This is a genomic window from Gordonia sp. LMA484 (assembly GCF_058129505.1).
Window position 1 is genome coordinate 5,893,975 of the sequence record NZ_CM176700.1, and the last position, 23,279, is coordinate 5,917,253.

At 67.0% G+C, this 23,279-nt stretch carries 23 protein-coding genes; 13 read left to right on the forward strand and 10 right to left on the reverse strand.

Annotation, left to right across the window (positions count from 1 at the left end):
• Nucleotides 1-52: 52 nt before the first annotated feature.
• A complete protein-coding gene (locus AC4AMJ_RS26180) occupies nucleotides 53-523 on the reverse strand; it encodes a copper chaperone PCu(A)C (protein ID WP_489915779.1) in 471 nt (156 codons plus the stop codon).
• A 330-nt stretch (nucleotides 524-853) separates the two neighbouring features.
• On the opposite strand from AC4AMJ_RS26180, the gene AC4AMJ_RS26185 reads away from it, so the two are divergent.
• The 3 genes from AC4AMJ_RS26185 to AC4AMJ_RS26195 all read left to right on the forward strand — a co-directional run bounded on the left by AC4AMJ_RS26185 (nucleotide 854) and on the right by AC4AMJ_RS26195 (nucleotide 3,940).
• On the forward strand, nucleotides 854-1,609 hold the full coding sequence (locus AC4AMJ_RS26185; protein ID WP_489898259.1) for a dienelactone hydrolase family protein: 756 nt from the start codon (nucleotides 854-856) through the stop codon (nucleotides 1,607-1,609).
• Nucleotides 1,610-1,723: 114 nt separating this feature from the next.
• The gene (locus AC4AMJ_RS26190) at nucleotides 1,724-3,307 is read left to right on the forward strand and encodes an AMP-binding protein (RefSeq protein WP_489915781.1); all 1,584 of its coding nucleotides are present in this window, start codon (nucleotides 1,724-1,726) and stop codon (nucleotides 3,305-3,307) included.
• A gap of 57 nt (nucleotides 3,308-3,364) precedes the next feature.
• Nucleotides 3,365-3,940, forward strand: a complete 576-nt coding sequence (locus AC4AMJ_RS26195; protein WP_489915783.1) for a TetR/AcrR family transcriptional regulator — start codon at nucleotides 3,365-3,367, stop codon at nucleotides 3,938-3,940.
• Nucleotides 3,941-3,958: 18 nt separating this feature from the next.
• Here AC4AMJ_RS26195 and AC4AMJ_RS26200 read toward each other — a convergent pair whose 3' ends face one another.
• On the reverse strand, nucleotides 3,959-4,141 hold the full coding sequence (locus tag AC4AMJ_RS26200; RefSeq protein WP_489915785.1) for a hypothetical protein: 183 nt from the start codon (nucleotides 4,139-4,141) through the stop codon (nucleotides 3,959-3,961).
• 73 nt (nucleotides 4,142-4,214) lie between these two features.
• Between AC4AMJ_RS26200 and AC4AMJ_RS26205 the strand changes: the two genes are divergently transcribed.
• The gene (locus AC4AMJ_RS26205) at nucleotides 4,215-5,018 is read left to right on the forward strand and encodes a CE1 family esterase (RefSeq protein WP_489915787.1); all 804 of its coding nucleotides are present in this window, start codon (nucleotides 4,215-4,217) and stop codon (nucleotides 5,016-5,018) included.
• 26 nt (nucleotides 5,019-5,044) lie between these two features.
• On the opposite strand, the gene AC4AMJ_RS26210 is transcribed toward AC4AMJ_RS26205, so the two are convergent.
• Nucleotides 5,045-6,013, reverse strand: coding sequence for a ketopantoate reductase family protein (locus tag AC4AMJ_RS26210; RefSeq protein WP_489915789.1), 969 nt, complete (start codon nucleotides 6,011-6,013; stop codon nucleotides 5,045-5,047).
• 75 nt (nucleotides 6,014-6,088) lie between these two features.
• Between AC4AMJ_RS26210 and AC4AMJ_RS26215 the strand changes: the two genes are divergently transcribed.
• On the forward strand, nucleotides 6,089-6,532 hold the full coding sequence (locus tag AC4AMJ_RS26215; protein ID WP_489915791.1) for a MarR family winged helix-turn-helix transcriptional regulator: 444 nt from the start codon (nucleotides 6,089-6,091) through the stop codon (nucleotides 6,530-6,532).
• 149 nt (nucleotides 6,533-6,681) lie between these two features.
• Here AC4AMJ_RS26215 and AC4AMJ_RS26220 read toward each other — a convergent pair whose 3' ends face one another.
• Together AC4AMJ_RS26220 and AC4AMJ_RS26225 are read right to left on the reverse strand one after the other, a co-directional pair.
• The gene (locus AC4AMJ_RS26220) at nucleotides 6,682-6,915 is read right to left on the reverse strand and encodes a hypothetical protein (RefSeq protein WP_489915793.1); all 234 of its coding nucleotides are present in this window, start codon (nucleotides 6,913-6,915) and stop codon (nucleotides 6,682-6,684) included.
• A gap of 74 nt (nucleotides 6,916-6,989) precedes the next feature.
• A complete protein-coding gene (locus tag AC4AMJ_RS26225) occupies nucleotides 6,990-8,177 on the reverse strand; it encodes a Fic family protein (protein ID WP_489915795.1) in 1,188 nt (395 codons plus the stop codon).
• Between the two features lie 117 nt (nucleotides 8,178-8,294).
• Between AC4AMJ_RS26225 and AC4AMJ_RS26230 the strand changes: the two genes are divergently transcribed.
• Nucleotides 8,295-8,756 (forward strand): hypothetical protein, encoded by a 462-nt coding sequence (locus AC4AMJ_RS26230; protein ID WP_489915797.1) that lies wholly within the window; start codon nucleotides 8,295-8,297, stop codon nucleotides 8,754-8,756.
• On the opposite strand, the gene AC4AMJ_RS26235 is transcribed toward AC4AMJ_RS26230, so the two are convergent.
• Complete coding sequence (locus tag AC4AMJ_RS26235) at nucleotides 8,749-9,633, reverse strand: LysR family transcriptional regulator (protein ID WP_489898252.1); 885 nt, start codon at nucleotides 9,631-9,633, stop codon at nucleotides 8,749-8,751. The genes AC4AMJ_RS26230 and AC4AMJ_RS26235 overlap by 8 nt on opposite strands.
• 136 nt (nucleotides 9,634-9,769) lie before the next feature.
• Here AC4AMJ_RS26235 and AC4AMJ_RS26240 point away from each other — a divergent pair, with 136 nt between their 5' ends.
• The 5 genes from AC4AMJ_RS26240 to AC4AMJ_RS26260 all read left to right on the forward strand — a co-directional run bounded on the left by AC4AMJ_RS26240 (nucleotide 9,770) and on the right by AC4AMJ_RS26260 (nucleotide 17,489).
• A complete protein-coding gene (locus AC4AMJ_RS26240; RefSeq protein WP_489915799.1) occupies nucleotides 9,770-11,134 on the forward strand; it encodes an MFS transporter in 1,365 nt (454 codons plus the stop codon).
• A gap of 262 nt (nucleotides 11,135-11,396) precedes the next feature.
• The gene (locus AC4AMJ_RS26245; RefSeq protein WP_489915801.1) at nucleotides 11,397-13,103 is read left to right on the forward strand and encodes an acyl-CoA dehydrogenase family protein; all 1,707 of its coding nucleotides are present in this window, start codon (nucleotides 11,397-11,399) and stop codon (nucleotides 13,101-13,103) included.
• Nucleotides 13,100-14,302 (forward strand): CaiB/BaiF CoA transferase family protein, encoded by a 1,203-nt coding sequence (locus AC4AMJ_RS26250; RefSeq protein ID WP_489915803.1) that lies wholly within the window; start codon nucleotides 13,100-13,102, stop codon nucleotides 14,300-14,302. Before AC4AMJ_RS26245 ends, AC4AMJ_RS26250 begins: the two co-directional genes overlap by 4 nt.
• A gap of 143 nt (nucleotides 14,303-14,445) precedes the next feature.
• The gene (locus AC4AMJ_RS26255; RefSeq protein WP_489915805.1) at nucleotides 14,446-16,050 is read left to right on the forward strand and encodes an HNH endonuclease signature motif containing protein; all 1,605 of its coding nucleotides are present in this window, start codon (nucleotides 14,446-14,448) and stop codon (nucleotides 16,048-16,050) included.
• Nucleotides 16,051-16,178: 128 nt separating this feature from the next.
• A complete protein-coding gene (locus AC4AMJ_RS26260) occupies nucleotides 16,179-17,489 on the forward strand; it encodes a hypothetical protein (RefSeq protein WP_489915807.1) in 1,311 nt (436 codons plus the stop codon).
• A 9-nt stretch (nucleotides 17,490-17,498) separates the two neighbouring features.
• Here the strand turns inward: AC4AMJ_RS26260 and AC4AMJ_RS26265 are convergent, their stop codons facing one another.
• A complete protein-coding gene (locus AC4AMJ_RS26265) occupies nucleotides 17,499-18,200 on the reverse strand; it encodes an SGNH/GDSL hydrolase family protein (protein WP_489915809.1) in 702 nt (233 codons plus the stop codon).
• Nucleotides 18,197-19,669, reverse strand: a complete 1,473-nt coding sequence (locus AC4AMJ_RS26270; protein ID WP_489915811.1) for an MFS transporter — start codon at nucleotides 19,667-19,669, stop codon at nucleotides 18,197-18,199. The genes AC4AMJ_RS26265 and AC4AMJ_RS26270 overlap by 4 nt, the downstream gene beginning before the upstream one ends.
• A gap of 115 nt (nucleotides 19,670-19,784) precedes the next feature.
• Between AC4AMJ_RS26270 and AC4AMJ_RS26275 the strand changes: the two genes are divergently transcribed.
• The gene (locus AC4AMJ_RS26275) at nucleotides 19,785-20,399 is read left to right on the forward strand and encodes a TetR/AcrR family transcriptional regulator (protein ID WP_489915813.1); all 615 of its coding nucleotides are present in this window, start codon (nucleotides 19,785-19,787) and stop codon (nucleotides 20,397-20,399) included.
• Here AC4AMJ_RS26275 and AC4AMJ_RS26280 read toward each other — a convergent pair.
• Nucleotides 20,392-21,237 (reverse strand): DNA-3-methyladenine glycosylase family protein, encoded by an 846-nt coding sequence (locus AC4AMJ_RS26280; protein ID WP_489915815.1) that lies wholly within the window; start codon nucleotides 21,235-21,237, stop codon nucleotides 20,392-20,394. The two genes, AC4AMJ_RS26275 and AC4AMJ_RS26280, sit on opposite strands and share 8 nt — an antisense overlap.
• 48 nt (nucleotides 21,238-21,285) lie before the next feature.
• On the opposite strand from AC4AMJ_RS26280, the gene AC4AMJ_RS26285 reads away from it, so the two are divergent.
• Nucleotides 21,286-21,798: a nuclear transport factor 2 family protein gene (locus tag AC4AMJ_RS26285; protein ID WP_489915817.1), complete on the forward strand. Its 513-nt coding sequence runs from the start codon at nucleotides 21,286-21,288 to the stop codon at nucleotides 21,796-21,798.
• A gap of 12 nt (nucleotides 21,799-21,810) precedes the next feature.
• On the opposite strand, the gene AC4AMJ_RS26290 is transcribed toward AC4AMJ_RS26285, so the two are convergent.
• Entirely contained in the window at nucleotides 21,811-23,013 is a 1,203-nt protein-coding gene (locus AC4AMJ_RS26290; RefSeq protein WP_489898241.1) for a S8 family serine peptidase, read from the reverse strand.
• Between the last annotated feature and the right edge of the window lie 266 nt (nucleotides 23,014-23,279).

A 23,279-nucleotide genomic window follows, 5' to 3' on the forward strand; every position in this document is an offset into this window, starting at 1 on the left:
GCGCCGGGACCTGAGCGGTTCCGGCCCGGCATCTCGCCGACCATTCGTCCGATCACCACTGATCGAAGCCGACGTTCACGTTCGGGTAGCGGCTGCTGATCTGGTGATTCATCCAGTAGTTCTGGGCGTGCGGTCCCCAGATGCCGCTCATCGACGTGTTGGTGTTGCCCTTCATGTCCTCGATCTCGTAGTTGGCCGTGGGTCCGAAGTGGCCGATCTTGTACTGGGCGTTGACGGTCAGGTAGTTGCTGAACGGCGCGACGGCGGTCACGGTCTCACTGGCGCCGGGGTAGAGCACCCGTTGCGGCGCGTTGACCCACTGGCCGGTCGAGCCGGTCGTGGCGCCGAGGAGGTATTCGGGCTTGTCGGTGTGGTTGGTGATGGTCATCGCGACGGTCGGCTCGCCGGGACGGGTGACGGGCATCGTGCCGGCGTGGGCGGCGCCGGCGACGGCGAGTCCGACGCCTGCGGTGGCGGCAACGGCAACGAGTCCGGCGGTGATGCGGCGGCTGGTGGTGTTCATCGGTATCTCCTGGGTGTGGGGCCGGGACGCTGTTCGTTCCGGCGACACCCATGACTTTGCCCTGGTCAGGGGCACGGCGAACTCCGCCGACCGGGTGATCCACCGGTGGACTGTCGGGTCCACCGATCGGGGGACACCGGGCGCCGACTTAATCACGTGACCGCACAGACGGCGACTGTTACTGTGACTGTCGACCGTGCAACACCGCGAAGGGAGGTGGTACCCGTGATCGGTTCAACCCAGTGGGTACTCCCTTCGGTTCGCGGTCGCCGCTGACACCAGGTGTCGCCGGGAGTGCCTCCACAGCAAGGCATTTCGAAAGGCAACACCATGCACTTCACATCAACCGATGACACGACGGCCGGCATCGTCGAACGCTCCTTCACCGTCGACGACATCCCCGGCGTCCTCTGGTCACCCGTCGACACACCGCCGACCCCGGCCCTGATCCTGATGGGCCACGGCGGCAGTCTGAACAAGCGGCATCGCGGCATCGTCCACCGCGCGCACCACTACGTCACGAACCACGGATTCACGGTCGCGGCGATCGATGCCCCCGGGCACGGCGACCGTCCCCGGTCGGCCGAGGATCAGCGTTGGGTCGCGGCGTTGCGTACCGCCCGCGCCAATCGCGAACCCATCGCCCCGATCATCCCCGACTTCAACGCCTCGCTGGCCGAGCGCGCTGTGCCCGAATGGCGGCGGGTGCTCGACGAGTTGTGCGCCCTGCCCGAGATCGCCGGATACCCGATCGGATACGCCGGGCTGACGCTGGGCACCGCCATCGGAATTCCTCTGACTGCAGCCGATTCACGAATCTCGGCGGCGGTGTTCGGCGGCTACTTCGCCTACGCGTCGCTGCTCGACGCGGCGCGGCAGATCACCGTGCCCATCGAACTGTTGCTCTCCTGGGACGACGTCGAGATCCCACGTGACGAGGGTCTGCTGCTGTTCGACGCGTTCGCCTCGGCCGACAAGACGTTGCGGGCGCACGTCGGCGGGCACAAGCGGGTACCGGCAATCGAGGCGGACAACACGGCGAGATTCTTTGCGCGGCAATTGATGGATCAGCCAGTGCGGGCGTAGCCGGACAAGTACCGGCGTCGCGTGACATCACGCGACACGCGACGCCGGTGGGTCGCCGCGTCGATGGTCATTAGGATCGAGGGATCGGACCGAACACCAGAGAAGGCGGCAACGATGGCGCATGCGGACCGGATCGACCCAGCAAGTGGGGCAGAGTTCACCTTTGCCCCGCTCAGTCCGGTCACTTTCCTGGGCAGGGCGGCGGCGGTGTTCGCCGACCGCACCGCCATCATCGACGGCGACCGCACCTTCACGTACGCGCAGTTCCACCAGCGAGTCGGGCAGTTGACGGCGGCGCTCGACGGGCTGGATATCCGGCCGGGCGACCGGGTGGCGGCCTTGTGCGCCAACAGTCACGTCATGCTCGAGCTACACAACGCGGTCCCCGGCATGGGTGCGGTATTGGTGCCCCTCAACATTCGGCTCTCCGAGGCGGAGCTGACCTACATCCTCGAGCACAGCGGCGCCACGTTGTTGATCGCGACCGTCGAATTCGCGGAGCGGGCACGCTCGGTTGCGCAGGCGGCCGGTATCCGGGTGATCGTGGCCGGCGACGCGTCCGACGAGTATGAGAACGCGCTCACCGGCGGCGGCGAACCCGTCTGGCGAGACGCGGAGGAACGCGGCCTGCTGGCCATCAACTACACGTCGGGCACCACCGGGCGTCCCAAAGGGGTGATGTACCACCATCGCGGCGCCTACCTGCAGTCGTTGGCGATGGCCTATCACTCCGTACTCGGACCGGCCTCCAACTATCTGTGGACGCTGCCGATGTTCCATTGCGACGGTTGGTGTTTCACCTGGGCGATCACTGCCGCCGGTGGCACCCATGTGTGCCTGCGAAGCATCGACACCGCGCAGATCTGGCGGCACCTCACCGATGACGCCATCTCCCACTTCAGTGCGGCGCCCACGGTGTTGACGATGATCGCCGAGGACCCCGCCGCGGCACCGCTGGAACAGACCGTGCAGGCGGCCACCGGCGGCGCACCGCCGTCACCGGCATTGCTGGCTCACATGGCCGATCTCGGCATCGAGGTCACCCATCTGTACGGCCTGACCGAGACGTTCGGCCCGATCGCCGTCAACCAATGGCAACCCGAATGGGATACCGGCAGTCCCGACGAACGCGCAATCCGCAAGGCCCGGCAGGGGATCGGCAACATCTCGGCCGGGGTGATTCGCGTGGCGGCACCGGACGGCGACGACGTCCCGGCCGACGGCACCACCGAAGGTGAACTGGTGGTGCGCGGCAACAACGTGATGCTCGGCTACTACCGCGATCCGGAAGCCACCGCCGCAGCGACGCTCGACGGGTGGCTGCGCACCGGTGACGTCGCCGTCATGCATCCCGACGGATATGCCGAGATCCGTGACCGCAGCAAGGACGTCATCATCTCCGGTGGTGAGAACATCGCCTCGGTGGAAGTCGAGCGTGTCCTCGACGCCCACCCCGACGTCATCGAATCCGCGGTGGTGGCCCGTACCGACGAGCGCTGGGGTGAGGTGCCGATCGCGTACGTGACCGTCCGCGCCGGTGCCGAGGTGACCGCCGCCGACCTCGTCGAGCATGCACGGAAAACGCTGGCACGGTTCAAGGTTCCCAAGGACATCGTGTTCGCCGAACTCCCCAAGACGTCGACCGGCAAGATCCAGAAGAACGTGTTGCGGCAGCGAGACACCGGGCCTAAAGAATGACAACTGTCAACTAATTGACAGTTGCAATTAATGTGACCTGGATCTACTGTCACTGACATGCGGGGGCAGGTCACAGTCGATTCCACGGTTGATCGCCGTGTCCGTCGTTCCCGTGCCGCGTTGTTCGACGCCGCGGTGCGGGTGGTATCGGAGCGGGGAACGACCGCGGTGTCACTCACCGAGCTGGCCGAGGCTGCCGACCTCAGCCGGCAAGCCGTGTATTCGCATTTCACCGACCGGGATTCGCTGATCGTCGCTGCCGGTGTCGACCTGATCGAGCGAGAGGTGTTCCCGCAGTTAATCGACTGCGACGATCAGGACTGGCGTGCGATGACCCTGTTGGCGACACGTCACCTCGCGCACTATCGGCAGTTCTACCGTGCCGTCGGCACCGGCCCGTGCGCCTACCCGGCGAAGCAGGCAGTGCTCGCGGCCGTCGCCGCCCTGCGGGATCGTCCCGGCGGACACCTCATGGTCGCGAGCGGCGACGACGCCACCTTCGTTGTCGGTGGATGCTTCTCGGTGTTCACGCAATGGCTCGACGAGAGCGACGATCCTCTCGACCCGGAGGCGATGGCTGATCGACTACTCGCCATGGCCGACCGGCTGCTCGGCGGGATGCTCTCCGATTAGTCGGGTGCACAACAGAAATCAGAGGAGGCCGACGATGTTCAGGTACCCGATAGTGCGCGTCGTGAGCGTGCTCATCGCGGTGGTCGTGGCGGTGATGACGACGCATGCGTCCGCGTCTGCAACTCCGGCCGGCGGCACCAGTGCCGATGCCCCGGTACCGTCGTCGGGGTGCCGAACCGCCACTCCGGCGGGGACGTCCATACACGCCTTCTCGGCCGCCGGCAGATCGGGCGACTATCTCCAAGAGGTTCCCCGCGTCGCGACAGGAACTCCCATGCCGGTGGTGTTCGATGTCCACGGCTATCTGCAGCCCGGCATCATGCAGGACTCGTGGAGCGGGATGGGGGAGTACGGTGCGCGGCACGGCTTCGCGGTGATCGTGCCGGAAGCCCATGTCCTGCCACCGAAATGGGACTACCGAAAGAACAGCGGCGACATCCGGTTCTTGTCCGAGATGCTGACCCACGTCGAGCAGACGCTGTGCGTCGACAAGCGTCGGGTGTACATGACCGGACTGTCGATGGGCGCCTTCACCACTTCGTCGGTCGCCTGCCAACTCGCCGACCGCTTCGCGGCGGTCGCGCCGGTGTCCGGACTGCAGAACTTCGCGTGGTGCCGGCCCGCCCGGCACGTCCCGGTGGTCGCCTTCCACGGCACAGGTGACGAGATCCTCTCCTACACAGGCGGAACGGGACCACGAGGCATGCAGCTGCCGGCGTCGGACGGAACGCTGCGAACCATCGGCCAGCAGATGCGTGAAGACAAGCATCCACAACTCGTCCCCAACGCGGCAAGCATTCCGGCCCAGACCGCTGCCTGGGCGCGGCGCAACGGATGCGCACCCCGTCCGATCACGAAGCAGATCACGCATGACGTTGCGCGAACGTCGTATTCGTGTGCACCCGACAGTTCCGTCGAGCTCTATACGATCGACGGCGGTGGCCACACCTGGCCGGGCGGAGACCCCGCTCTCGTCACCACTCAGATCACCGGGCCGATCACCCAATCGATCAGCGCCACCGCGATCATCTGGGATTTCTTCCGGGCGCATCCGCTGCGCGGCCCGTTACATGGGTGACGGTTGTGACGACTTGCGACGTCGGGCTATGCGTCCAACTGCCGCAATGCGTCCGCCGCATCCAGACTGCCGGCCGGACGTTGTTCCCGCACCAGTCGCGACGTTTCGGTCTGCACGAGCTCGTTGACCGGCGTCGGCACACCGTGCAGCCGCCCGAGCAGCACGACCTCGCCTGCCAGATAGTCGATCTCGACATTTCCGGCGCCGCGGGTGACGCTCTGCCACGTCGAGCTGCTCACCGCACCGGCTTCTTCCGGGCGCAGATCAATATGGGAACCCCGGCGTTCGCGGTCGGTCGCGTCGCTGACCACGTCGATGGCAGCTGCCGCGAGCACCGCCTCGCCCTCGGCGCGTGCCCGTTTCACGAGTTCGCGGTAGGCCTCGCCGTCGCGCCGGAAGGTGGCATCGACGCCGTTCACCAGATTCATGATGAGCTTGCGGTATTTCCACGCCATGATGTCGTCGCGGGTCTGTGAGACGAACCCCGCGGCCCGTAGGTCGGTGGAGATCGCTTCGGCGACATCGTCGACGCCGCTCGGGAACCGGCCGACGTCGAGAATGCCGGGCGCACCGGCAGATCGTTGCACCACCACACCCGGGTCGAGGTGACGCGCCGGCAGCATCACACACAGCGAATAGACGTGGCCGAAGCGCCGCAGGATCTCTCGCTCGTTGGCGACGCCGTTCTGCGCCGACACGATCGGCGTGGTGGGCGGCGCGTGTTCGACGAGGTCATCCAGCGCGGCGGCGGTCTGCTGCGACTTCACGCACAGCAGCACCACGGTGTCGTCGGTCCAGGCCACGTCGGCCGCTCCGGACACGGCCGGGACCTCCAGGGTGTGCGTTCGGGCCGCGGTGTCCAGGACGAGCCCACGATCACGGATCGCCGCCAGATGTGCGCCGCGCGCGACCAGCGTCGTCGAAACTCCGGCCCGGAACAGGTGACCACCGATCACACCGCCGACCGCGCCGGCGCCATAGATGACGAAGTGCATGCCGCCCAGGGTAGGCGCCGATGGCCGACGCACGAGCCTTGACCTCAACTGAACTTGAAGTTCTAGCGTCGACCTGTGACCAATGACATGCAGCCGCCCCTGCGGCAACCGATCGGATTCTGGACGGCCCGCGCAGGCGAGGCCATCCGCTCCCGAACCCGTTCTCGTCTCGCCGAGGCGGGCATCACGCAGCCGGAATGGTGGGTGCTGCACCAACTGTCGCTACACCGAGACGGTGTCGCAGAGCACGATGTGGTGGCGACGGTCGGACCGAACGAATCCGACACAGCGATCACCACAGCCATCGACGCCGCGATCGACAAGGGATGGATCGTGCGGGACGCCGGTGTGCTGACGCTGACCGCAGCAGGTGACGAGCGGTTCACGGCCGGGGCCGGCGTTCAGGGTGAGCTGGAAGCCGAACGTCGCCAGGGTATCTCCGATGACGACTTCGCGACCACCATCACCGTGCTGCAGCGCACCATTCGCAACGTCGGCGGCCAGGCGTGGCACTGGTGAGTGACGCCCGCGCCGGACACTGAACGTCCGGGAAGCAGAAAAGGTCCACCAACTCGCCCGTTGTTGTACGTTGGCCTACGCGATGTCGGCGACACAGTGGTCTGGTGAACCTGTTGTCCGTCTCTGATCGGTGAGTACATGCACCAGATTCATGATGAGCTTGAGGTACTTCCACGCCATGATGGCGTCGCGGGTCTGTGAGACGAACTCCGCGGCCCGCAGATCGGTGGAGATCGCTTCGGCGACACCGTCGACGCCGCTCGCGAACCGGCCGATGTCGCTCGTTGGCGACGCCGTTCTACGCCGACACGATCGGCGTGGTGGGCGACGCGCGTGACCAGCGTCGTCGGAACTCCGGCCCGGAACAGATGACCACCGATCACACCACCGACCGCGCCGGCGCCATAGATGACGAAGTGTATGCCGCCCAGGGTGGGCGGGGTGGCTGACGGGACGGTTACTCGGCGAGGGTGCGCCGACCGATGGCCGCCGAGAGCGAGTCGAGTTCCGCGAGGACGTCGGTGGCCGCCCAGATCTGGTTGCGGCGACTCGATCTCAGCGGCTCCAGGACTCCGGCACCCGTCAGTCGGGCCAGGGCGCGGTAGGTGCTCACGTCCGATGTCATCGTGATGCGTTGCGCAGTGTCGGCATCCATGACAGGTGTCGCGAGCAGCGCGTCGATCAACGCGGCATCGGCCGAATTCGCGCGAGGCCGGGCCCGGTCACGCCACTCGGTGGGGAGTTCGGCAAGCACGCGGGCGGTCTCCACGGAACCGGCGACCGCATGCACGGTCCCGGATGCCACATAAGCGACGAAGCCATCGACATCCCCGGTGCGATAGTCGTCGAGCTTCGCGAAATAGCGGGTCGTGTTCGCCAGCATCGCCGACGCCAGGGGAATCGTGACACGCTCGGTGAGACCTCGGCGTCGCAGGATCGCGCTGATCACTGCGCGACCGATACGGCCGTTGCCGTCGACGAACGGGTGGATCGAGTCGAATTGTGCATGGGCAATCGCGGCTTGGGCTAGGATCGGCAGATCACGCCGATCGCTGAATCTGATCAGATCGTCCATCAGCGGGGCAACCGCTTCGGGCGGGGGAGGGACATACCGCGCACCGAGCGGTGAATGATCGCTACCGCCGATCCAGTTCTGCACATCGCGAAGAGCCCCGGCCTCGCGAGCCTGATAGTAGTCGGGCGCCATGAGCGTCCGGTGCGCCCGAAAGAGAAGATCAAGTGTGATGGGGCCATCGTTCGCCGCGTCGACCATCGTGATCAGGGCTCGCACTGCGGCGAGCTGCGATTGTGCTTCAGTACCGGACTTCGCCCCCGCCAGAGCCTTTCCGAACGCGCGCAGTCCCGCGTCGATATGTTCGATCTTCGATGACGCGATCGCTTCGCTGCGGAGCAGGAAGTCCGCGAGCGGCGCCAGGTGACCGCCATATCCGGCCTCGAGTCGGGCGACCGCGATGACGGCATCCTCGTGACGTCTGGCCACGGCGGCAGTGGGGTTGTAGTCGAGGTCCGCGATCATCGGTGGGATCGACACATCGATGGCACGCAGCGTGCGGTCCGCGCGTGATCCCGACCGCCCGCGGGGCTCCCATGGACGTTCCTCGATGCGGCACGCGGGCCAGGTCACGGAATCTCCCAGAACTAGAAAAGTACACCAACGTGCCTGATATCGTACTTTGGTACCTATAAAGTTAGCTATGCGGCTGTGTGGGTGAACCTGAGCCCCTCCATGATCGGTGACTACATGACCTCGCGTGTCCGCCTGCCACGTCGGTGGCCGCTGTGGGGTATCGTCATCGCGGTCGTCGTGGTGATCCTGGTGATCGCCGCACTGCATGGGCGCACCACGATCCAGAATCGCGAAGACAGCGAATCCGCAGCCACCGATCACTGCGTCACCGCGATCCGCGACGACGTCCGTGACCGACTCGAGAGCAACGGCGGCAGCGGAACCCAAGCCGACACCGCCGAGTTCTCCGACGTCAAGACACGCACCTCGGGTCTCCGCGACGCCGAGCTGACCGCGCTCCGTGAGGCCGGGCGTGACCGGTCGACGGTGGCCACGAGCTGGGCGGTCACCGGAACCGTCCGCATCGAGGGCGATCTGCCGAGCGGTTCCGGCCTCGGACCCAACAACACATTCCGATGTACCGCAGCCGTTTTCAAGGACGGCGCCTTGCTGGTCACCGGTCGGCAGATCAATTGAGCGCGGAATTGCGCACCACTTCGACCACCCGCTGCGCGGCCGCAGAGATCCGATCGGCGCGCCACGCCAACGCGATGCGCAGCTCCGGAACGTCGCCGTCGATGGGGCGGTAGACGACGCCGTCGACCGTGATGTGAGTGGTGGCCTCCACCACCACCGCCACCCCGATCCCGACGCCGACGAGCGCGAGCAGACTGTACGGATCCGGAGCTTCGCGCGCGATCTGCGGGATGAAGCCGGCGGCCGAACACAGCGCGAACGCGGCGTCGCGCACGCGGGAACCATGTGCGGAGGGGTACACGACGAACGGGTCGTCGACGAGGTCGGCAACCGACACCCGCTCGTGTGCGGCCAGCCGGTGCTCGGCGGGTAGGGCCACCACGAGCGGCTCGGTACGTACGGTCACCGTGGACAGGTCCGGCGCCACCGGCAAGGCGACGATCCCCATGTCGATCGCACCGTCGTCGAGCAGGTCCACCACCTCGCCGGAATAGGTCTGCGGCCGCAGGTCCAGATGGATGCCGGGATGTCGTTCGGCCATTTCGCGTGTCAGCGCGGACAGCGCCACATAGCCACTCGCCCCGCCGAACCCGATCCGGACCACCCCCGTCTCACCGGCCGCGGCTGCCCGGGTCACCGTCCGCGCCGCCTGTATCTGTGAGTCGATGATGCGGGCCGGGCCGAGCAGGGCCGTCCCGGCGGGGGAGAGCTGCACCGACCGGGTGGTGCGGATGAACAGCTCGACATCCAGTTCTTTCTCCAGGGAACGGATCAGCTGACTCAGCGGTGACTGCGCGATGTGCAGCTTGGCGGCCGCGCGACCGAAGTGCAGCTCGTCGGCGACCGCGAGGAACGCCCGGATCTGACGCAACTCCACAGGTCACCGCCTTTATGTATCGATCACCACATAGTCATGTGGAATTAGGTCCTGGACTTTACATGATGCTGGTCGGAGAGTGATGGGAGTCTCACCACATCGACGCGAACCGGCGCGTCACACGAGAGGAGCACGAGTGACCTCGACAGTCCCGAGCGCGGACCCCGGCGGCGACGCCGACCAGCCGCCGTACGACGTCCGGCAGGCCCGCAAGGCCGGCATCACCGCCTTCGTCGGCACCACCATCGAATGGTTCGACTTCTACATCTACGGCACCGCCTCGGCACTCGTCCTGGGGCGCCTGTTCTTCCCCGACGTCTCGCCCGCCATCGGAACGCTGGCCGCGTTCGCCACCTTCGCCGTCGGATTCGTCGCCCGTCCGCTCGGCGGCATCATCTTCGGTCACTTCGGTGACAAGTTCGGCCGCAAGAACGCGGTCATCATCACCCTGGCGTTGATGGGTGCCGGCACCATCGGCGTCGGGCTGCTGCCCACTTACGCGACCATCGGTATCTGGGCACCGATCCTGTTGGTGCTGCTCCGGGTGCTGCAGGGCATCGCGATGGGCGGCGAGTGGGGTGGCGCGGTGCTGATCGCCACCGAGTTCGCACCGAAGGACAAGAAGGTGCTCTACGGCGCGTTCGCCCAACAGGGCTCTCCTGTCGGCAATCTGCTCGCCACGCTGGCCTTCTTGGCGCTGTCGGTGCTGTCGGACAACGTCTTCGACACCTGGGGCTGGCGACTGCCGTTCCTCGGCTCCGCAGCCCTGGTCATCGTCGCGCTGTACATCCGGTTGAGGATCAGCGAGACGCCGGAGATGCAGAAAGCCGCAGCGGCGCAGGAGCGCAACCGCATCCCCATCGTGGAGGTACTGCGCTCGCACGGCGGCAAGGTGTTGCTCGGTATCGGCGCGGTCGTCGCCGGCGTGGCCATCACCTACATCAAGACGACCTTCGCGCTCAGCTGGGCGACATCGGATCTCGGCTTCGGCCGCAGTGAGTTCCTGCTCGTGGTCACCATCTCGCTGGTGGTGCAGGTGCTGGTGCAGCCGTTCGGTGCTGTGCTCGCCACCCGCATCAACCCACGTCGCGCCGTCGCCGTGATCCTGCTGCCCGAACTCGTGCTGCTGCCGATGATGTTCCTTTTGGTGAAGACCGGGTCGTTGACGTTGGCGATCGTGGGTATGGCGCTGGCCACCGCACCGCACGCCATGTACTACTCGGCACTCGCCGGTATTCTCGCGCAACGGTTCCCGACGCACATCCGCTACACCGGCATCTCCCTCGCCTATCAGGTGTCGACGGCGATCTTCGCGGGAACGGCGCCGATGATCAGTCAGTTCCTGCTCACCAAGTCCGGATCGATCTGGCCGGTGGTCGGTCTCGCGCTCGGCTACGTGCTGCTGTCCCTGATCTGCATGCGCATCCTGCTGCGGCCGGATGGGGTTGAGGCGGTGGATGAGGTGCCGGAGCGGCTGGAAGCGGTTGCGAGTACGTCGTGAAGTGTCGCCCCTTCGTGACGCATCCTCGCAAGCTCGGAGGCTCCTCAGGGAGCGGTGAGGTGACGCTCGCAAGCTCATCGGCGCACGGGGAGGGCGTTACCCGATCCCTGAGGAGGCCCGGAGCGCTAGCGGAACCGTTACCCGATCCCTGAGGAGGCCCGGAGCGCTAGCGGAACCGTTACCCGATCCCTGAGGAGGCCTGGAGCGCTAGCGGAGGGCCGTCACGAAGGGCGCCAACAACAACTGACCTGAAAGGCATTTGATGAATTACGCACACACCGATCCCGCACTGACCGCGGTCGTCGACCGGTGGATCGACGCGGACGACCGCGACCGTACCGACGCACTGCTCGACCGACTGGGCGCCGATGCCGCCGAGCGGCTCACCGATCTGGCCGCCATCGCCGATCAGCATCCGCCGGTACTGCGCCAGTTCGACCGGGACGGCAACCGGATCGACGAGATCGACTATCACCCCGCCTACCGCGAGCTGTGCGCCGCCGCCTACTACGAGTACGGGCTGTCGGCGCTGTCGCACAAAGCGATTCACGGATGGACCACCAAGCCACCGCATCTGGTCAAGTACCTCGCGTCATACCTGTTCGTGCAGTCCGAATTCGGTTTGGCTTGCCCCGTGTCGATGACCGACGCCGCCGCTCGCACGCTTCGCATGTTCGGGGACCCGGAGATTTTCGGGCCGTGGATCGACGGGCTCATCTCCTCCGACCCGACGACGTCGCTGACCGGCGCCATGTTCATGACCGAACCGCAGGCCGGCACCGACATCGCGCAGACCTCCACGACGGCGGTCCGCGACGGTGGCACGTGGAGGTTGTCCGGGAAGAAATGGTTCGCCTCCAATCCCGACGCCGACGTCATCATCACCCTCGCCCGATTCCCCGGCGGAGCCGAGGGTTCCACCCGCGGTGTCGGAATGTTCATGGTGCCCAAGCACCTTGCCGACGGCAGCCGCAACAGTTACACCATCGACCGGCTGAAGGACAAGCTCGGCACCCGGTCGATGCCCAGCGGCGAGGTCACCCTCGACGGGGCCGTCGGCATCCAGGTCGGAGCGCTCGACCGCGGTTTCCGACAGATGGCCGAGATGGTCAACACCTCGCGGCTGTCCAACGCGATGCGTTCGACTGCGCTGATGAGACGGGCCGTGCGCGACGCCGTCGCGCACACCCGCGAGCGGGTCGTGTTCGGCCAGAACCTGTTCGATCAGCCGCTCATGCGGGCCACCCTGCTACCACTGTTGCTCGACGCCGAGGCCGCGCTCGCCCTCGTCGGCTACAGCGCCGACTGCCTGCGCCGCGCCGACGACCAGGACAGCGACGCACGCAACCTCATACGCATCCTCACCCCGATCGCGAAACATCATGTCTGTAAACGTGCCCGGCACGTGACCGGCGAGGCGATGGAGATCCGAGGCGGGAACGGCTACATCGAGGAGTGGGGATTCGCGAAGCTGCTGCGCGACGCCCATCTCGGCTCCATCTGGGAGGGATCGTCGAACGTCATCGCCCTCGATGTCCTGCGTTGTATGCGCAAGCAGAACGCACATCGGCACCTCGCGGACACGATGATTGCCACCCTCGCCGGCCTGGGCCCCGACTGCACGCCCGGAGCGGACATGTTGACCGAGCGATGGCATCGGCTCGTCACACGCGGGGACGATCTCCTCGCCGCCGATGACGCATCCGCTCAGATCGCCTGTGCCCGTTACGCCGACGACCTTGCGCAAGCGGTGCTGGCGACCCAGCTGTTCGACATCGCCGCCCACCGCCTCAGCGCCGGCCGCGGCTACCGTTCGCTGCTCGTCGCCAACGCGTATCTGGCCGGCCTCGACGGCGAACACTCAGCCTCCGCCATCGAGCACCTGGGCGCCATCGCCGACGGCACCGACGTCACGCCCGAGGTGGCCCACGCCGCCGCACCCCGCACACTCGCAGGAGCAGACGCATGAACACCGACGCAACCACCAAGTCCGGTCCGGCGCCACTGGCCGGGATCAAGGTCATCGACCTGTCGAAGATCCTGGCCGGCCCGTACGCCACCATGTCGTTCGCCGACCTCGGCGCCGAAGTCATCAAGATCGAACACCCCGACGGCGGCGATCCCACCCGCACCTGGGGCCCGCCATTCGTCGGCGACGACGCCACCTACTACCTTGCCGTCAACCGCGGGAAAAAGTCCGTAACCGTCGACCTGAAAAGCGAAGAGGGGCAACAGCTCATCGACCGCATGCTCGCCGACGCCGACGTGGTGGTGGAGAACTTCCGGCCGGGCAGCAGCCTGCAGAAGATCTTCGACTACCGGGATCTCTCCGCCCGCCACCCGCACCTGGTGGTGTTGCACATCTCAGCGTTCGGCGAGGAAGGTCCGCTACGCGACGAACCCGGCTACGACATGATCGCCCAGGCGGCCGGCGGACTGATGTCGCTGACCGGTGAGCCCGGCGGGGCGCCGATGAAGGCCGGCTATGCCATGGGCGACCTCGGGGCCGGGCTGTTCGGTGTCATCGGGGTGCTCTCCGCGCTGGTCGAGCGAGCCCGCACCGGACGCGGCCAGTACGTCACCACGTCACTCTATGAATGCCAGCTGGCCATGCACGTCAACTGGGCGACCAACTACTTCGCCGACGGTCACCGCCCGCACGGCATGGGCTCGGCGCACCCCAATCTGGCTCCTTATCAAGCGTTTCCGGCCTCTGACGGGTACTTCGTGATCGCGGTTGGCAACGACGCCCTGTGGGATTCGTTGTGCGCGGCCATCGGACGCCCCGAGCTGGCACAGTGCGAGGAGTTCTGGCGCAACCGCGATCGTGTGGAGAACCGGGAGAAGTTGGAACAGGTCCTGTCCGAGGTGTTCGCCGCCGGCACGGTGGTGCACTGGTGCGCGCTTCTCAAACAGCACGGGGTGCCGGTCTCGCCCATCCGTCATCTCGACGAGATCTACGCGGACCCGCACACCGAGGCGATCGGAATGATCGGCACCGTCGCTCATCACACGGGAGAGCTGCGGCAGATCGGCTTTCCCGTGAGCTACTCCGGTGTAAGGCCACCGCTACGGACCGCGCCGCCGCAACATGGCGAGCACACGCGTGAGGTGATCGACCGGTTGCGCGACGACGCCGAGGACCAGTCCGCGTTGATGGCGATGTGACGGTCGAGCAGGCCTCATCGTCGGCTCATTCAAGGGGCGTGTGATGTCACCGATGTCCTGATGCAGAACTGTCACCGATGTCCTGAGAGATGACACTTGCGGGACGCCCGAATGAGGTCTACTCTCGAACGTATATTCGAACGATGGTCCGCTGGGGGGTGGGTATGGCCGAGCCGAACACGCAGGACGCGCAGGAGTCGTTGTCGGAGGTGCCGGGTCTGCTCACCGAGTTGCATGCGGTGTTGGATCGGTTGGCGGCGGCGGATCTGACGCGCTGTAGTGATGCGGAGGTGCTGGCGGTGGCGCGGGCCTCGGAGCGGGCGGTCAATCGGCAGTTGTTCGAGGGTAATCGCCAGATTCTGGAGTTGTCGGATCGGGGTGTGCCGCGGGCGATGGGGTTTCGGAGTTTGACGAACTTCCTCAATGTCGAGGTGCGGGTCTCCGAACCTGGTCGGCGGAAGGATCAGATCGCGGCGACCGGGCGGATGCGGCAGTTGGGTGGGCAGTGCGCCGAACCTCGCTTTCCGGAGTTGGCGGCGGCGTTCGCGGCCGGTGAGGTCGGGCCGGCGCATCTGAGTACGGTGATCGACATTCTGGAGACGATCCCGCAGCAGGCGCCCCACGACAAGAAGGTGGCCGCCGAGGCGTCGTTGGCCGAGTTGGCGGTCAAACACACCCCGGATGAGATCGTGATCCTGGGTCAGCGGGTGTTGGCGCATCTGGATCCGGATGGCGAGTTGACCGACGACAGTGATCGGAAACGTAAGCGGAATCTGTGGCTGAATCGGCAGAACGCGCAGCAGATGTCGAAACTGACCGGCCATCTGGATCCGGAGACCCGGGCGTTGCTGGAGATGATGCTGGCCGCGTGGGCCAAACCCGGTCTCAACAACCCCGAGGATCCCGACGCCCCTTCGGGTGCCGAGGAGGACGCCGACCCCGAGGCGTTGAAAGCGGCCGCCGCCCGCGACACCCGCACCCAGGCCCAACGGAATCATGATGCGTTGGCGGCCTTGTTGCGGGCAGTGTTTGCAGATGGGTTGCTGGGCAAATCCCATCGGGGGTTGCCGGTGCAGCTGATCGTCAAGGCCGACCTCACCGATCTGATCCGGGAGACCGGATTCGGCACCACCGCCACCGGGTCGCTGTTGCCGATCACCGATGTGATCCGGTTGGCCGCCGAGGCCCAACAGTATTTGGCGGTGTTCGCCGACGCGAGCCCGCAACCCTTGTATTTCGGGCAGGCCAAACGGTGTGCCACCCGGGCTCAACGGTTGGCGTCGTTCGCCCGCCCGGACGGGGAGGTGTGCTCGGCACCCGGCTGTGATCAGCCGGCCTCCCACGTCGAACTGCATCACGCCCGCCGCGACTTCGCTGATGGCGGACTGACCGACATCATCGATCTGACCCCGGCGTGCCCGAAACACAACCGGATGGTCGGACCCGGGATCGGCCAATTCACCACCGGCATCTACGAGGACGGCCCCCACACCGGCCGCACCTGGTGGCGCCGCAACAGCGCCGACGGCGCACCGCCGAACCCGCAGCAGTTCAACCGGCGCCCCGACATCGCCGTGCTGTATGCGCAGCACCTCGAACAGGTCCGCGCACAACTCCACCCACCACCGCAACCAGACGCGCCGCCGCCCGACGACGGCCCGCACCTGCATCTCACCGAGACGATCCCCACACCGATCTCGGTCATCGAAGCACGCCTCGCACTCGCGCTGCTCAAGGCTGCGAACTGAGGCGGGGCCTCCTGGTCCCCGTGTTGCGGCTTTCCGACTGCCCGGTATTCTGCTGACGGCATGCGCTGGAGGGTGCGATGCCGGCCAACGGTCGTTGGCGTCGGGGTTTTCGGGTCGGGGGCTGAAGAATGGTGGAATACGCGGAGAAACACGGTGGCCGTCATCGTCTGCAATCAGAGGACCGGCGTACATCGTTGAAGCTCACCGTGACGTCGGCCGCATTGGCGGCGTCGATCGCCACCGGTGTCGGGGCCGGCCTCGCCCAGGCCGCACCCGAGCAGGGCGGAACCAGCCCGAGTGACACCGCGCCGCAGCAGGGCGGAACCACACCGGGCCAGGCGGCACCCGAACAGGGCGGCACGACTCCCACCCCCGAGATCGCACCCGTCGCAGTTCCCGGTCCGGGCACGCTGCCGGCACCGCCGCAGGAGGCCCCGTACCAGCCGTACGTGGAGCCCAGCACCTATGACGCGCCGACCTATGACAACGCCTACGATCCGGTCCCGGCTCGTCCGCTGACCGCGCCCAAGCCGACCGCCCCGGTACGGCCGATCGCGCCACCGCCGGACAAGATCCGTGTCGGCAACTACATCACCGACATCCCGGCAGGCATGTCCGACAAGGACGTCAACTCCATCAACGCCTGGTCGGCCTATGGCGAGGCGAAGATCGCGCAGGGGTTGATCTCCGTGGGCGTGCCCGCGGACGAGGCGTCGCGGCAGGCGGCGTCGACGATCATCGGCGTGATGACCGGCGCCACAGCGGGTGCGGTGACCCTGGGTATTCCAGCAGCGGCCATGGGCGCAGTGGGCGGTGCGATCATCGGCGTTCCGGTCGGCGCGGCCATCGGTGCCGTCTACAACGGCGTCACGTTCGCCTGGATGTTCGCGGCGCCACCGCCATTCGGGGAGGCAGCCTGGCTCAACATGGTTGGCGTCGGTGCCGGAGCCGGCGCTCTGATCGGCATCCCCGCGGGCGCTGCCGTGGGGGCCGTCGCCGCAGGCGCCGCCGGTGCGGCCATCGGCGCCGTTGCCGGTGGGATCGCCGGTGGCGCATTGGCCTACGCCCTCGGCGCGGGCGACCCCGGCGCCAACCCGGACGAGCCGTGGAAACAGGATGATCCCGAGGCCAAGCCCCTTCCGAATCCGGGTGCCAATCAGTTCGAGCTGACACTCTCACCAGCGGACGCGCAGAAGGCCGGGCTGCCGCCCGTCGACTACATCGTCAACGCACGTGGCGACGTCCACCTGTCGGTGGCCGGTGTGCAGGCGAACTGGTCGGTGGAGCAGGCCATGGCGCCATACGGTCTGCTCGGTGCCGGGGCCCACGGGGCCGAGGACTCTGCGCGGCAGGGCACCAAGCAGCGGACCGGCGAGGCCGGGGACGCGATCCGTGGTCTGCACGTGGCATGGCCGCAGGAGACCGCGCCGACGGTCTGATCGGTGCCCTCAGCAGGCCTGCACCGACAGCACACTTTCCCGGTGGTACCGCGCCAACGACTCGGCCACCTCCGTCGCCACGACCGCGTGCCCGGCCATCGTCAGATGGATGTAGTCCTGACTCAGCCAGCTCGGTCGCAGCCGCGCCGGATGTTCCCAGAACTCGGTGAGCACCGCATCGTGACGTCGGGCCACGCGACGCACCACGTCCGCGAACTCCATGAAACGTGGCCGCATCCAGAGGAATTCGCCGGTGAACGCATCGGCGAGGGTGAACAACGACAGCGTCGCGCCGGTCGCGCCCAGTGCCGCACACAGATCATCGAGGTCACCCTCCAGGGTCCCCAGGGCGGTGTCCGAGCGCAGCAGGTCGTTGCCGCCGCACGACACGTGGATCAGGTCGGGTCGGAAGTCGAGGACGGACTGCAGCTGCTCGGCGTGCACCTGGCCGATCGTCGCGCCGATCTTCCCGGTGTTCAGATAGCCGAGGTCCGGATGAACGGACTGCAGCATGCCGGCGACCCGGTCGGCCCACGGAACGTCGGCGTAGCCCGGCCATGAATCGCCCGTGCCGGCCGCGATCGAGTCGCCGATCACCGCGAATCGCTGCCACGGGACACCGACCAGCATGTCTCGGGCGGCAGCCGGCGACAGCACCATGGGATCGTCCTTCTCGCAGTCGATTTCGGTGGCAGTGAGGTCGTAGTTCATGACGGTGTCTCCTCGTTGCGGGTGGGGATGGCTGCGCAGGCGGCGGCCGCGAGAGCGATGGCCGAACACACGGCGAACAGGGTGTGAAATGCGGTCACCGGCTGGTCGGGGATCGCGGCGAAGACGGCGGCGAGCACGGCGATGCCCAGTGCGCCGCCGGTCTGGCGAGCGGTCACATTCATCCCGATGCCGGCGGCGAACTGATGTGGCGGTGAGGATTTCGCCACGGCCGTGCCGAGGACGGTGATGATCATGCCGATCCCGGCGCCACCGAGGATGCCGCCGGGCACCCACGCGAGCCAGAACGCAGGATCGGTGCTCCAGACGTCGGTGCTCATGTACAACGTCGACGCGGCGAACAGGACGGCGCCGACCACAGCGAGGCTGCGCTGCAGATGCTCTGGTGCCCGTCCGGCGGCCACCGCCGCGACCATCGACGCGAAGGCGCCGATCGTCATCGCACCCGCGGACTCCAGCACTGAGTAGTGCCAGATCGTGTCGAGCCACAACGGTCCGGCCAGGAGCCACGCGAACATGGTGACGCCGAAGACGAACGAGGCGGCGTTCGCGAGCGCATAGTCCCGATTGCGCCACAAACCGACCGCGATGGCCGGCCGCGGATGCCGACGGGACCGCAGCAGGGCCACCGCCAGCAGGGCCGCTCCGCCCATTCCGCACACCAGCGCCCGCCAGTCCCAATCCCAGTGCTGCCCTTCGGTGACGGCCGCGACCACGGCGCCGATCCCGACAGCCGTGGCGACGGTGCCGAGCAGGTCGGGCCAGCCACGATCACCCGTCCGCGTATCGGGCACGGTGATGATCGCGCCGAGGGCGATGAGGACCGCGGCCACCGGAACGTTGATGACGAACACCGACCGCCAACCGAACCACTCGACCAGAGCACCGCCGACCGCTGGTCCCACGGCTGCGGCCAGCCCACCGGCCGCGGTCCACGCCGCGATGGCGGTCCCGGCCCGCTCGATCGGAACCGCGCTGAGAACCAGGCCCAGACCCGCCGGGATCATCAGCGACGCCGATGCGCCCTGCATAACTCGACCGGCGATCAGCCACCCGATGTCGGGTGCGAATGCGCACAGCAGTGATGTCAGCGCGAACCCGGCCAACGCGCCCAGCAGGATGCGCCGCCGACCGATCACATCGGCCAATCGCCCTGCGGGCGTGAGGAACGCGGCGAACGCGATGGCATACCCGCTGACCACCCAGGTGAGTGTCGCCGAGGGGGTGGCGGGGAAATCGCGAGCGAGGACCGGGAACGCGATGTTGACCACGGACAGGTCGAGAAACGAGACGAACGCAGCGCCGCATGCGACTAGCAGCGCGAGCCGGGCGGTCCGGGGATTCGAAGGGTGTGTCGTCGGTGCGAGACCCGACACTCGCACGTCGGACGCAGGGACATCGGGCGGAGGGGCATCAGGCGGAGGTGTATCGGTCAGGGGGAGATCGGTCATCGGACTTCCTTCGCGACGATAATAGTCAACGGACGGTCGTACGTTTTGTTCGAGATGTGGAAAACAATACGACCGATCGTTCGCCTTTTCAAGACCGAAGTGTCACGATGGAGGGGTGAGTGACATCGAGCAGACCACCGACAAGCGACTGATAAAGGGGCAGCGAGCTCGCGCGACGATCGCGCGCCACGCGGCCGACGTGGCTTCGGCGGAGGGCCTCACAGGTCTGAGTCTCGGTCGGCTGGCCGACGACCTGGGGATGAGCAAGAGCGGTGTCTCGACCCTGTTCGGTACCAAGGAGAAGCTGCAGCTGGCTGCGGTGCAGTCGGCCCGCGAGGTGTTCATCGACAATGTCGTGACGCCGTCGTTCACCGAACCGCGAGGCATGCGGCGGCTAACGACACTCATCAGCCGGTGGCTGGATTACGTCAGCGAGCCCGTCCTGTCCGGGGGATGCTTTCGAGTGGCCACCACGGCCGAATTCGACAGCCGCACAGGCGCGGTGCACGACGCCATCCAGGCTGACAACCGAGAGTGGTCGGACTGGTTGGAGAACGAGATCCGCGAGGCGCAGGCCCAGGGGCACCTCGAGGGGCGTGACCCCCACGAACTGGCCTTCGAACTGAACGCGCTGGTGACGGCTGCCAACACGGGCGCGCAGATGGGTGACGACACCGCCCTGCCCACCGCCCGATCGATCATCGACGGGCTGTTGGCAGAAGCTAACTGACGTTCCGGTTTTCCGCGAGGGCCCGCAGATACACCGACGCCCACGTGCGGAACGGGCGCCACAACTCCGCGACGTCGGTCAGGGGACGGTCAGGACCGTAGAGGTGCGCGACCTCGGCTTCGAGCCGTCGTTCGTGGGTGGGCACCACGTCAGGTGCGTTGGCGCCGCGCAGGACGATGAGCTCGGCGGCGAACGGGCCGATGCCGGTGATCTGCTGGACGCCGTCGATGGCCTCCTCGGGCGGTTGCGCGCGCAGTGCCGCGGTGTCGAGGATGCCGGCGAGCGCGGCCTCGGCGACCGCACGCAGGTACTCGCCCTTGCGGCCGGGCAGATCGAGCTCGGCGCGTGCCAGCCGCTCGGGCGCCGGAAACGCGCCGTCGTCACCGTGATTCGCGATGAGGGTCTCCCGCAGCTGCGCGGCCTGCACGATCCGCACCCGCTGGCTCAGTACCGACCACGCCGCAGCCTCATAGGCCGAGTGAAATCCACACGGACGCAGCCCGGGCAGCTGATGCTGCGCGCGGCCGATCACCGGATCGCGCTCACCGACGCCGGGCCAACTCCGGGCATCGACGTCGAGGGCGAGAAACCGTGCGGCCTGAACGGCGGCGGCATCGAGATCGCCGTCCCCGTCGACCGACAGTTCGGCCACCTGATCGCGCTGCATCGCCGACAGGTGAGCCACCGACCAGTCGGCGTCGACCCGGAACACCGTGGTCAACGTCGCGTCCTTCTTCTGGTCCCGCAGCGCCGCCGGCGTGAATCCTTCCCAGAACTCGCGACTGGTGTCCAGGGACCACGGTCCGAGGACCTCGCGCCGCACCGTGTGCGTGGTCATGTTCTCGAGTATGCACCCCGTGCCCGACAGTCCTCCTATCGTGAACCCATGGGTTCCACCGACGACCTCGCCCGCCGCCTCGACGACCTCGACAGTATCGACGCGATCAAGCAACTCAAACACCGCTACTGGCGTGCGTGTGATGCCAAGGACCCCAAGATGTTCCGTGAATGCTTCATCCGGTCCGGCGCCCGCATCGACTACGGCCCGCTCGGCGCCTACGACGACGTCGAACCGATGGCGAAGATCTTCGAGCAGGTCGCACTGCACACCGTCGACGGCGAGTACGTCATCTTCGACATGCACCACGGCATGCATCCCGACATCACCCTGACCTCCGAGACCACCGCCACCGGACGGTGGACGCTCAAGTTCCGGCAGGTCAACCTGCTCGACCGCACCGAAGCGGTCATGACGGGGGAGTACAGCGACGACTATGTCGTCGAGGACGGTGTCTGGAAGATGGCGGCCTCCACCCTCACCGAACGCTGGTCCATCCGGAGACCACTGGGCGACGGTGCCGAGGTACGGGCCGGGGCGTTCGACCCGCCGCGCCAGTAGGTCCGGGCCGACTCAGGGCGCGGTGGCCAGCCCCGCGCCGGCGTCGATCTGCGGAAGGGGCAGGACCTCCGCATCGGTCACGAGCGCCTTCCACAGTTCCTTTCCGGTCTTGCCGGTGCTCTGTACCACGAGCGCGGCGATCCCGGCGACGTGCGGTGTGGCCATGGAGGTTCCGCTGATCGTGTTGTACCGGGTCGGCATCGGCCAGGACGAATAGACGTCCAATCCGGGTGCGGCGATGTCGATGGCCCCGCCGGGTACCACGGTTGCCCGCGCCGAGAACGCCGCCATCTTCAGGTCCGAGGCCAGCGCGGCCACCGACATGATCGACGGTGAATTGGCCGGACTGCCGATGAACCCGGGGTTGGCCGGGCGCTGGGCGTTGTTCCCGGCCGCCGCGATGATGAGCGTGCCCGCGGCCAGCGCACGCTGCCCGACGACCTCATAGGCGAGTACCGGTTGAGCAACGTTGGCGCCCAGGGACATCGACACCACCTGGCATCGGTTGGCGATGGCCCACTCGATGCCGGCCAGGATTCCGGCGTCGGCGCCGGAGCCCTGATTGCTGAGCACCTTGCCGGCGAAGATCGCGGCATTCGACGCGATGCCGTAGCCACGCGCGTTGGTGATCCGCCGCGGACCGCAGGACGTTCCGATGCAATGGGTGCCGTGCCCGTTGCCGTCCTGGACGTCTTGCCCGGCGACGAAGGACTTGGTGGTGATCGACCGTCCCGCGAAGTCCGGATGAGTCAGGTCGAAACCGGTGTCGAGCACCGCAACCCGGACGCCGGTGCCGTCGAACTGGGAGAGCAGCGCACGGGTCGCCTGGAGGCCCCAGGTGTAGAGGCGTCCGTCGGCCAGATGCGTCTCGAGCGCCAGTGGCGCGGCGAGGGCGTGCACGACGTGTTCGGGTTCGACGGCCACGATGGCCGGATTCTGGTCGGCCACCTCGCTGAGAGACTCGAATGCGGTGCCATCGACCGTCGCCACCGCCACGCCCAAGCGCTCGAAAATGGTGGCGTCGGACGCGTCGAGGTCGTCGGCGGAGGTCGACTCGATGCCGGCTTCGTCGCTGGATGCGATCGAACTGATGCCGCTCACGGAGTTGAGTGCGGCTACGCGTTGCTCGTGGGTGCTGTCCTCGGTGAACGTGATGATCTGACGCCCGGTCGTTTCTGCGGCGTCGGGTGTGCTGGTGTCGTCGTCGGAGATCATGGTGGGTCCTTGAGATATGTTGGGGTGGAGGCGAAGCTGAGCGAGCTCCGCGCACGTCAGAATGAGCCGCGGGTGGCTCGATGGCACGAGTAGCCGGCTACGCCAGATTGCTGCTCGGAAATGGGGTAGCCGACCTGCGGCTAATCGGGTAGCCGGCTACCCGGGTGGTCGAGCGCCCGAGTGTCTAGGGTCAGCGGGAGGGGTGCTCGGGATCGAGGTCTGGTGTGGTGGTCTCGATACGCGACTCACTGCGTTCGCTGCTACTC

Bases quoted from the DNA above. Each gene is read 5' to 3' on its own strand.
- AC4AMJ_RS26190 (WP_489915781.1), top strand. From the start codon at position 1,724: ATGGCGCATGCGGACCGGATCGACCCAGCAAGTGGGGCAGAGTTCACC.
- AC4AMJ_RS26280 (WP_489915815.1), bottom strand. From the start codon at position 21,237: ATGACCACGCACACGGTGCGGCGCGAGGTCCTCGGACCGTGGTCCCTG.
- AC4AMJ_RS26205 (WP_489915787.1), top strand. From the start codon at position 4,215: ATGCCGGTGGTGTTCGATGTCCACGGCTATCTGCAGCCCGGCATCATG.
- AC4AMJ_RS26285 (WP_489915817.1), top strand. From the start codon at position 21,286: ATGGGTTCCACCGACGACCTCGCCCGCCGCCTCGACGACCTCGACAGT.
- AC4AMJ_RS26185 (WP_489898259.1), top strand. From the start codon at position 854: ATGCACTTCACATCAACCGATGACACGACGGCCGGCATCGTCGAACGC.
- AC4AMJ_RS26250 (WP_489915803.1), top strand. From the start codon at position 13,100: ATGAACACCGACGCAACCACCAAGTCCGGTCCGGCGCCACTGGCCGGG.
- AC4AMJ_RS26200 (WP_489915785.1), bottom strand. From the start codon at position 4,141: ATGGACGTCCCCGCCGGAGTGGCGGTTCGGCACCCCGACGACGGTACC.
- AC4AMJ_RS26270 (WP_489915811.1), bottom strand. From the start codon at position 19,669: ATGACCGATCTCCCCCTGACCGATACACCTCCGCCTGATGCCCCTCCG.
- AC4AMJ_RS26210 (WP_489915789.1), bottom strand. From the start codon at position 6,013: ATGCACTTCGTCATCTATGGCGCCGGCGCGGTCGGCGGTGTGATCGGT.
- AC4AMJ_RS26255 (WP_489915805.1), top strand. From the start codon at position 14,446: ATGGTCCGCTGGGGGGTGGGTATGGCCGAGCCGAACACGCAGGACGCG.
- AC4AMJ_RS26265 (WP_489915809.1), bottom strand. From the start codon at position 18,200: ATGAACTACGACCTCACTGCCACCGAAATCGACTGCGAGAAGGACGAT.
- AC4AMJ_RS26180 (WP_489915779.1), bottom strand. From the start codon at position 523: ATGAACACCACCAGCCGCCGCATCACCGCCGGACTCGTTGCCGTTGCC.
- AC4AMJ_RS26260 (WP_489915807.1), top strand. From the start codon at position 16,179: ATGGTGGAATACGCGGAGAAACACGGTGGCCGTCATCGTCTGCAATCA.
- AC4AMJ_RS26245 (WP_489915801.1), top strand. From the start codon at position 11,397: ATGAATTACGCACACACCGATCCCGCACTGACCGCGGTCGTCGACCGG.
- AC4AMJ_RS26290 (WP_489898241.1), bottom strand. From the start codon at position 23,013: ATGATCTCCGACGACGACACCAGCACACCCGACGCCGCAGAAACGACC.
- AC4AMJ_RS26230 (WP_489915797.1), top strand. From the start codon at position 8,295: ATGACCTCGCGTGTCCGCCTGCCACGTCGGTGGCCGCTGTGGGGTATC.
- AC4AMJ_RS26195 (WP_489915783.1), top strand. From the start codon at position 3,365: ATGCGGGGGCAGGTCACAGTCGATTCCACGGTTGATCGCCGTGTCCGT.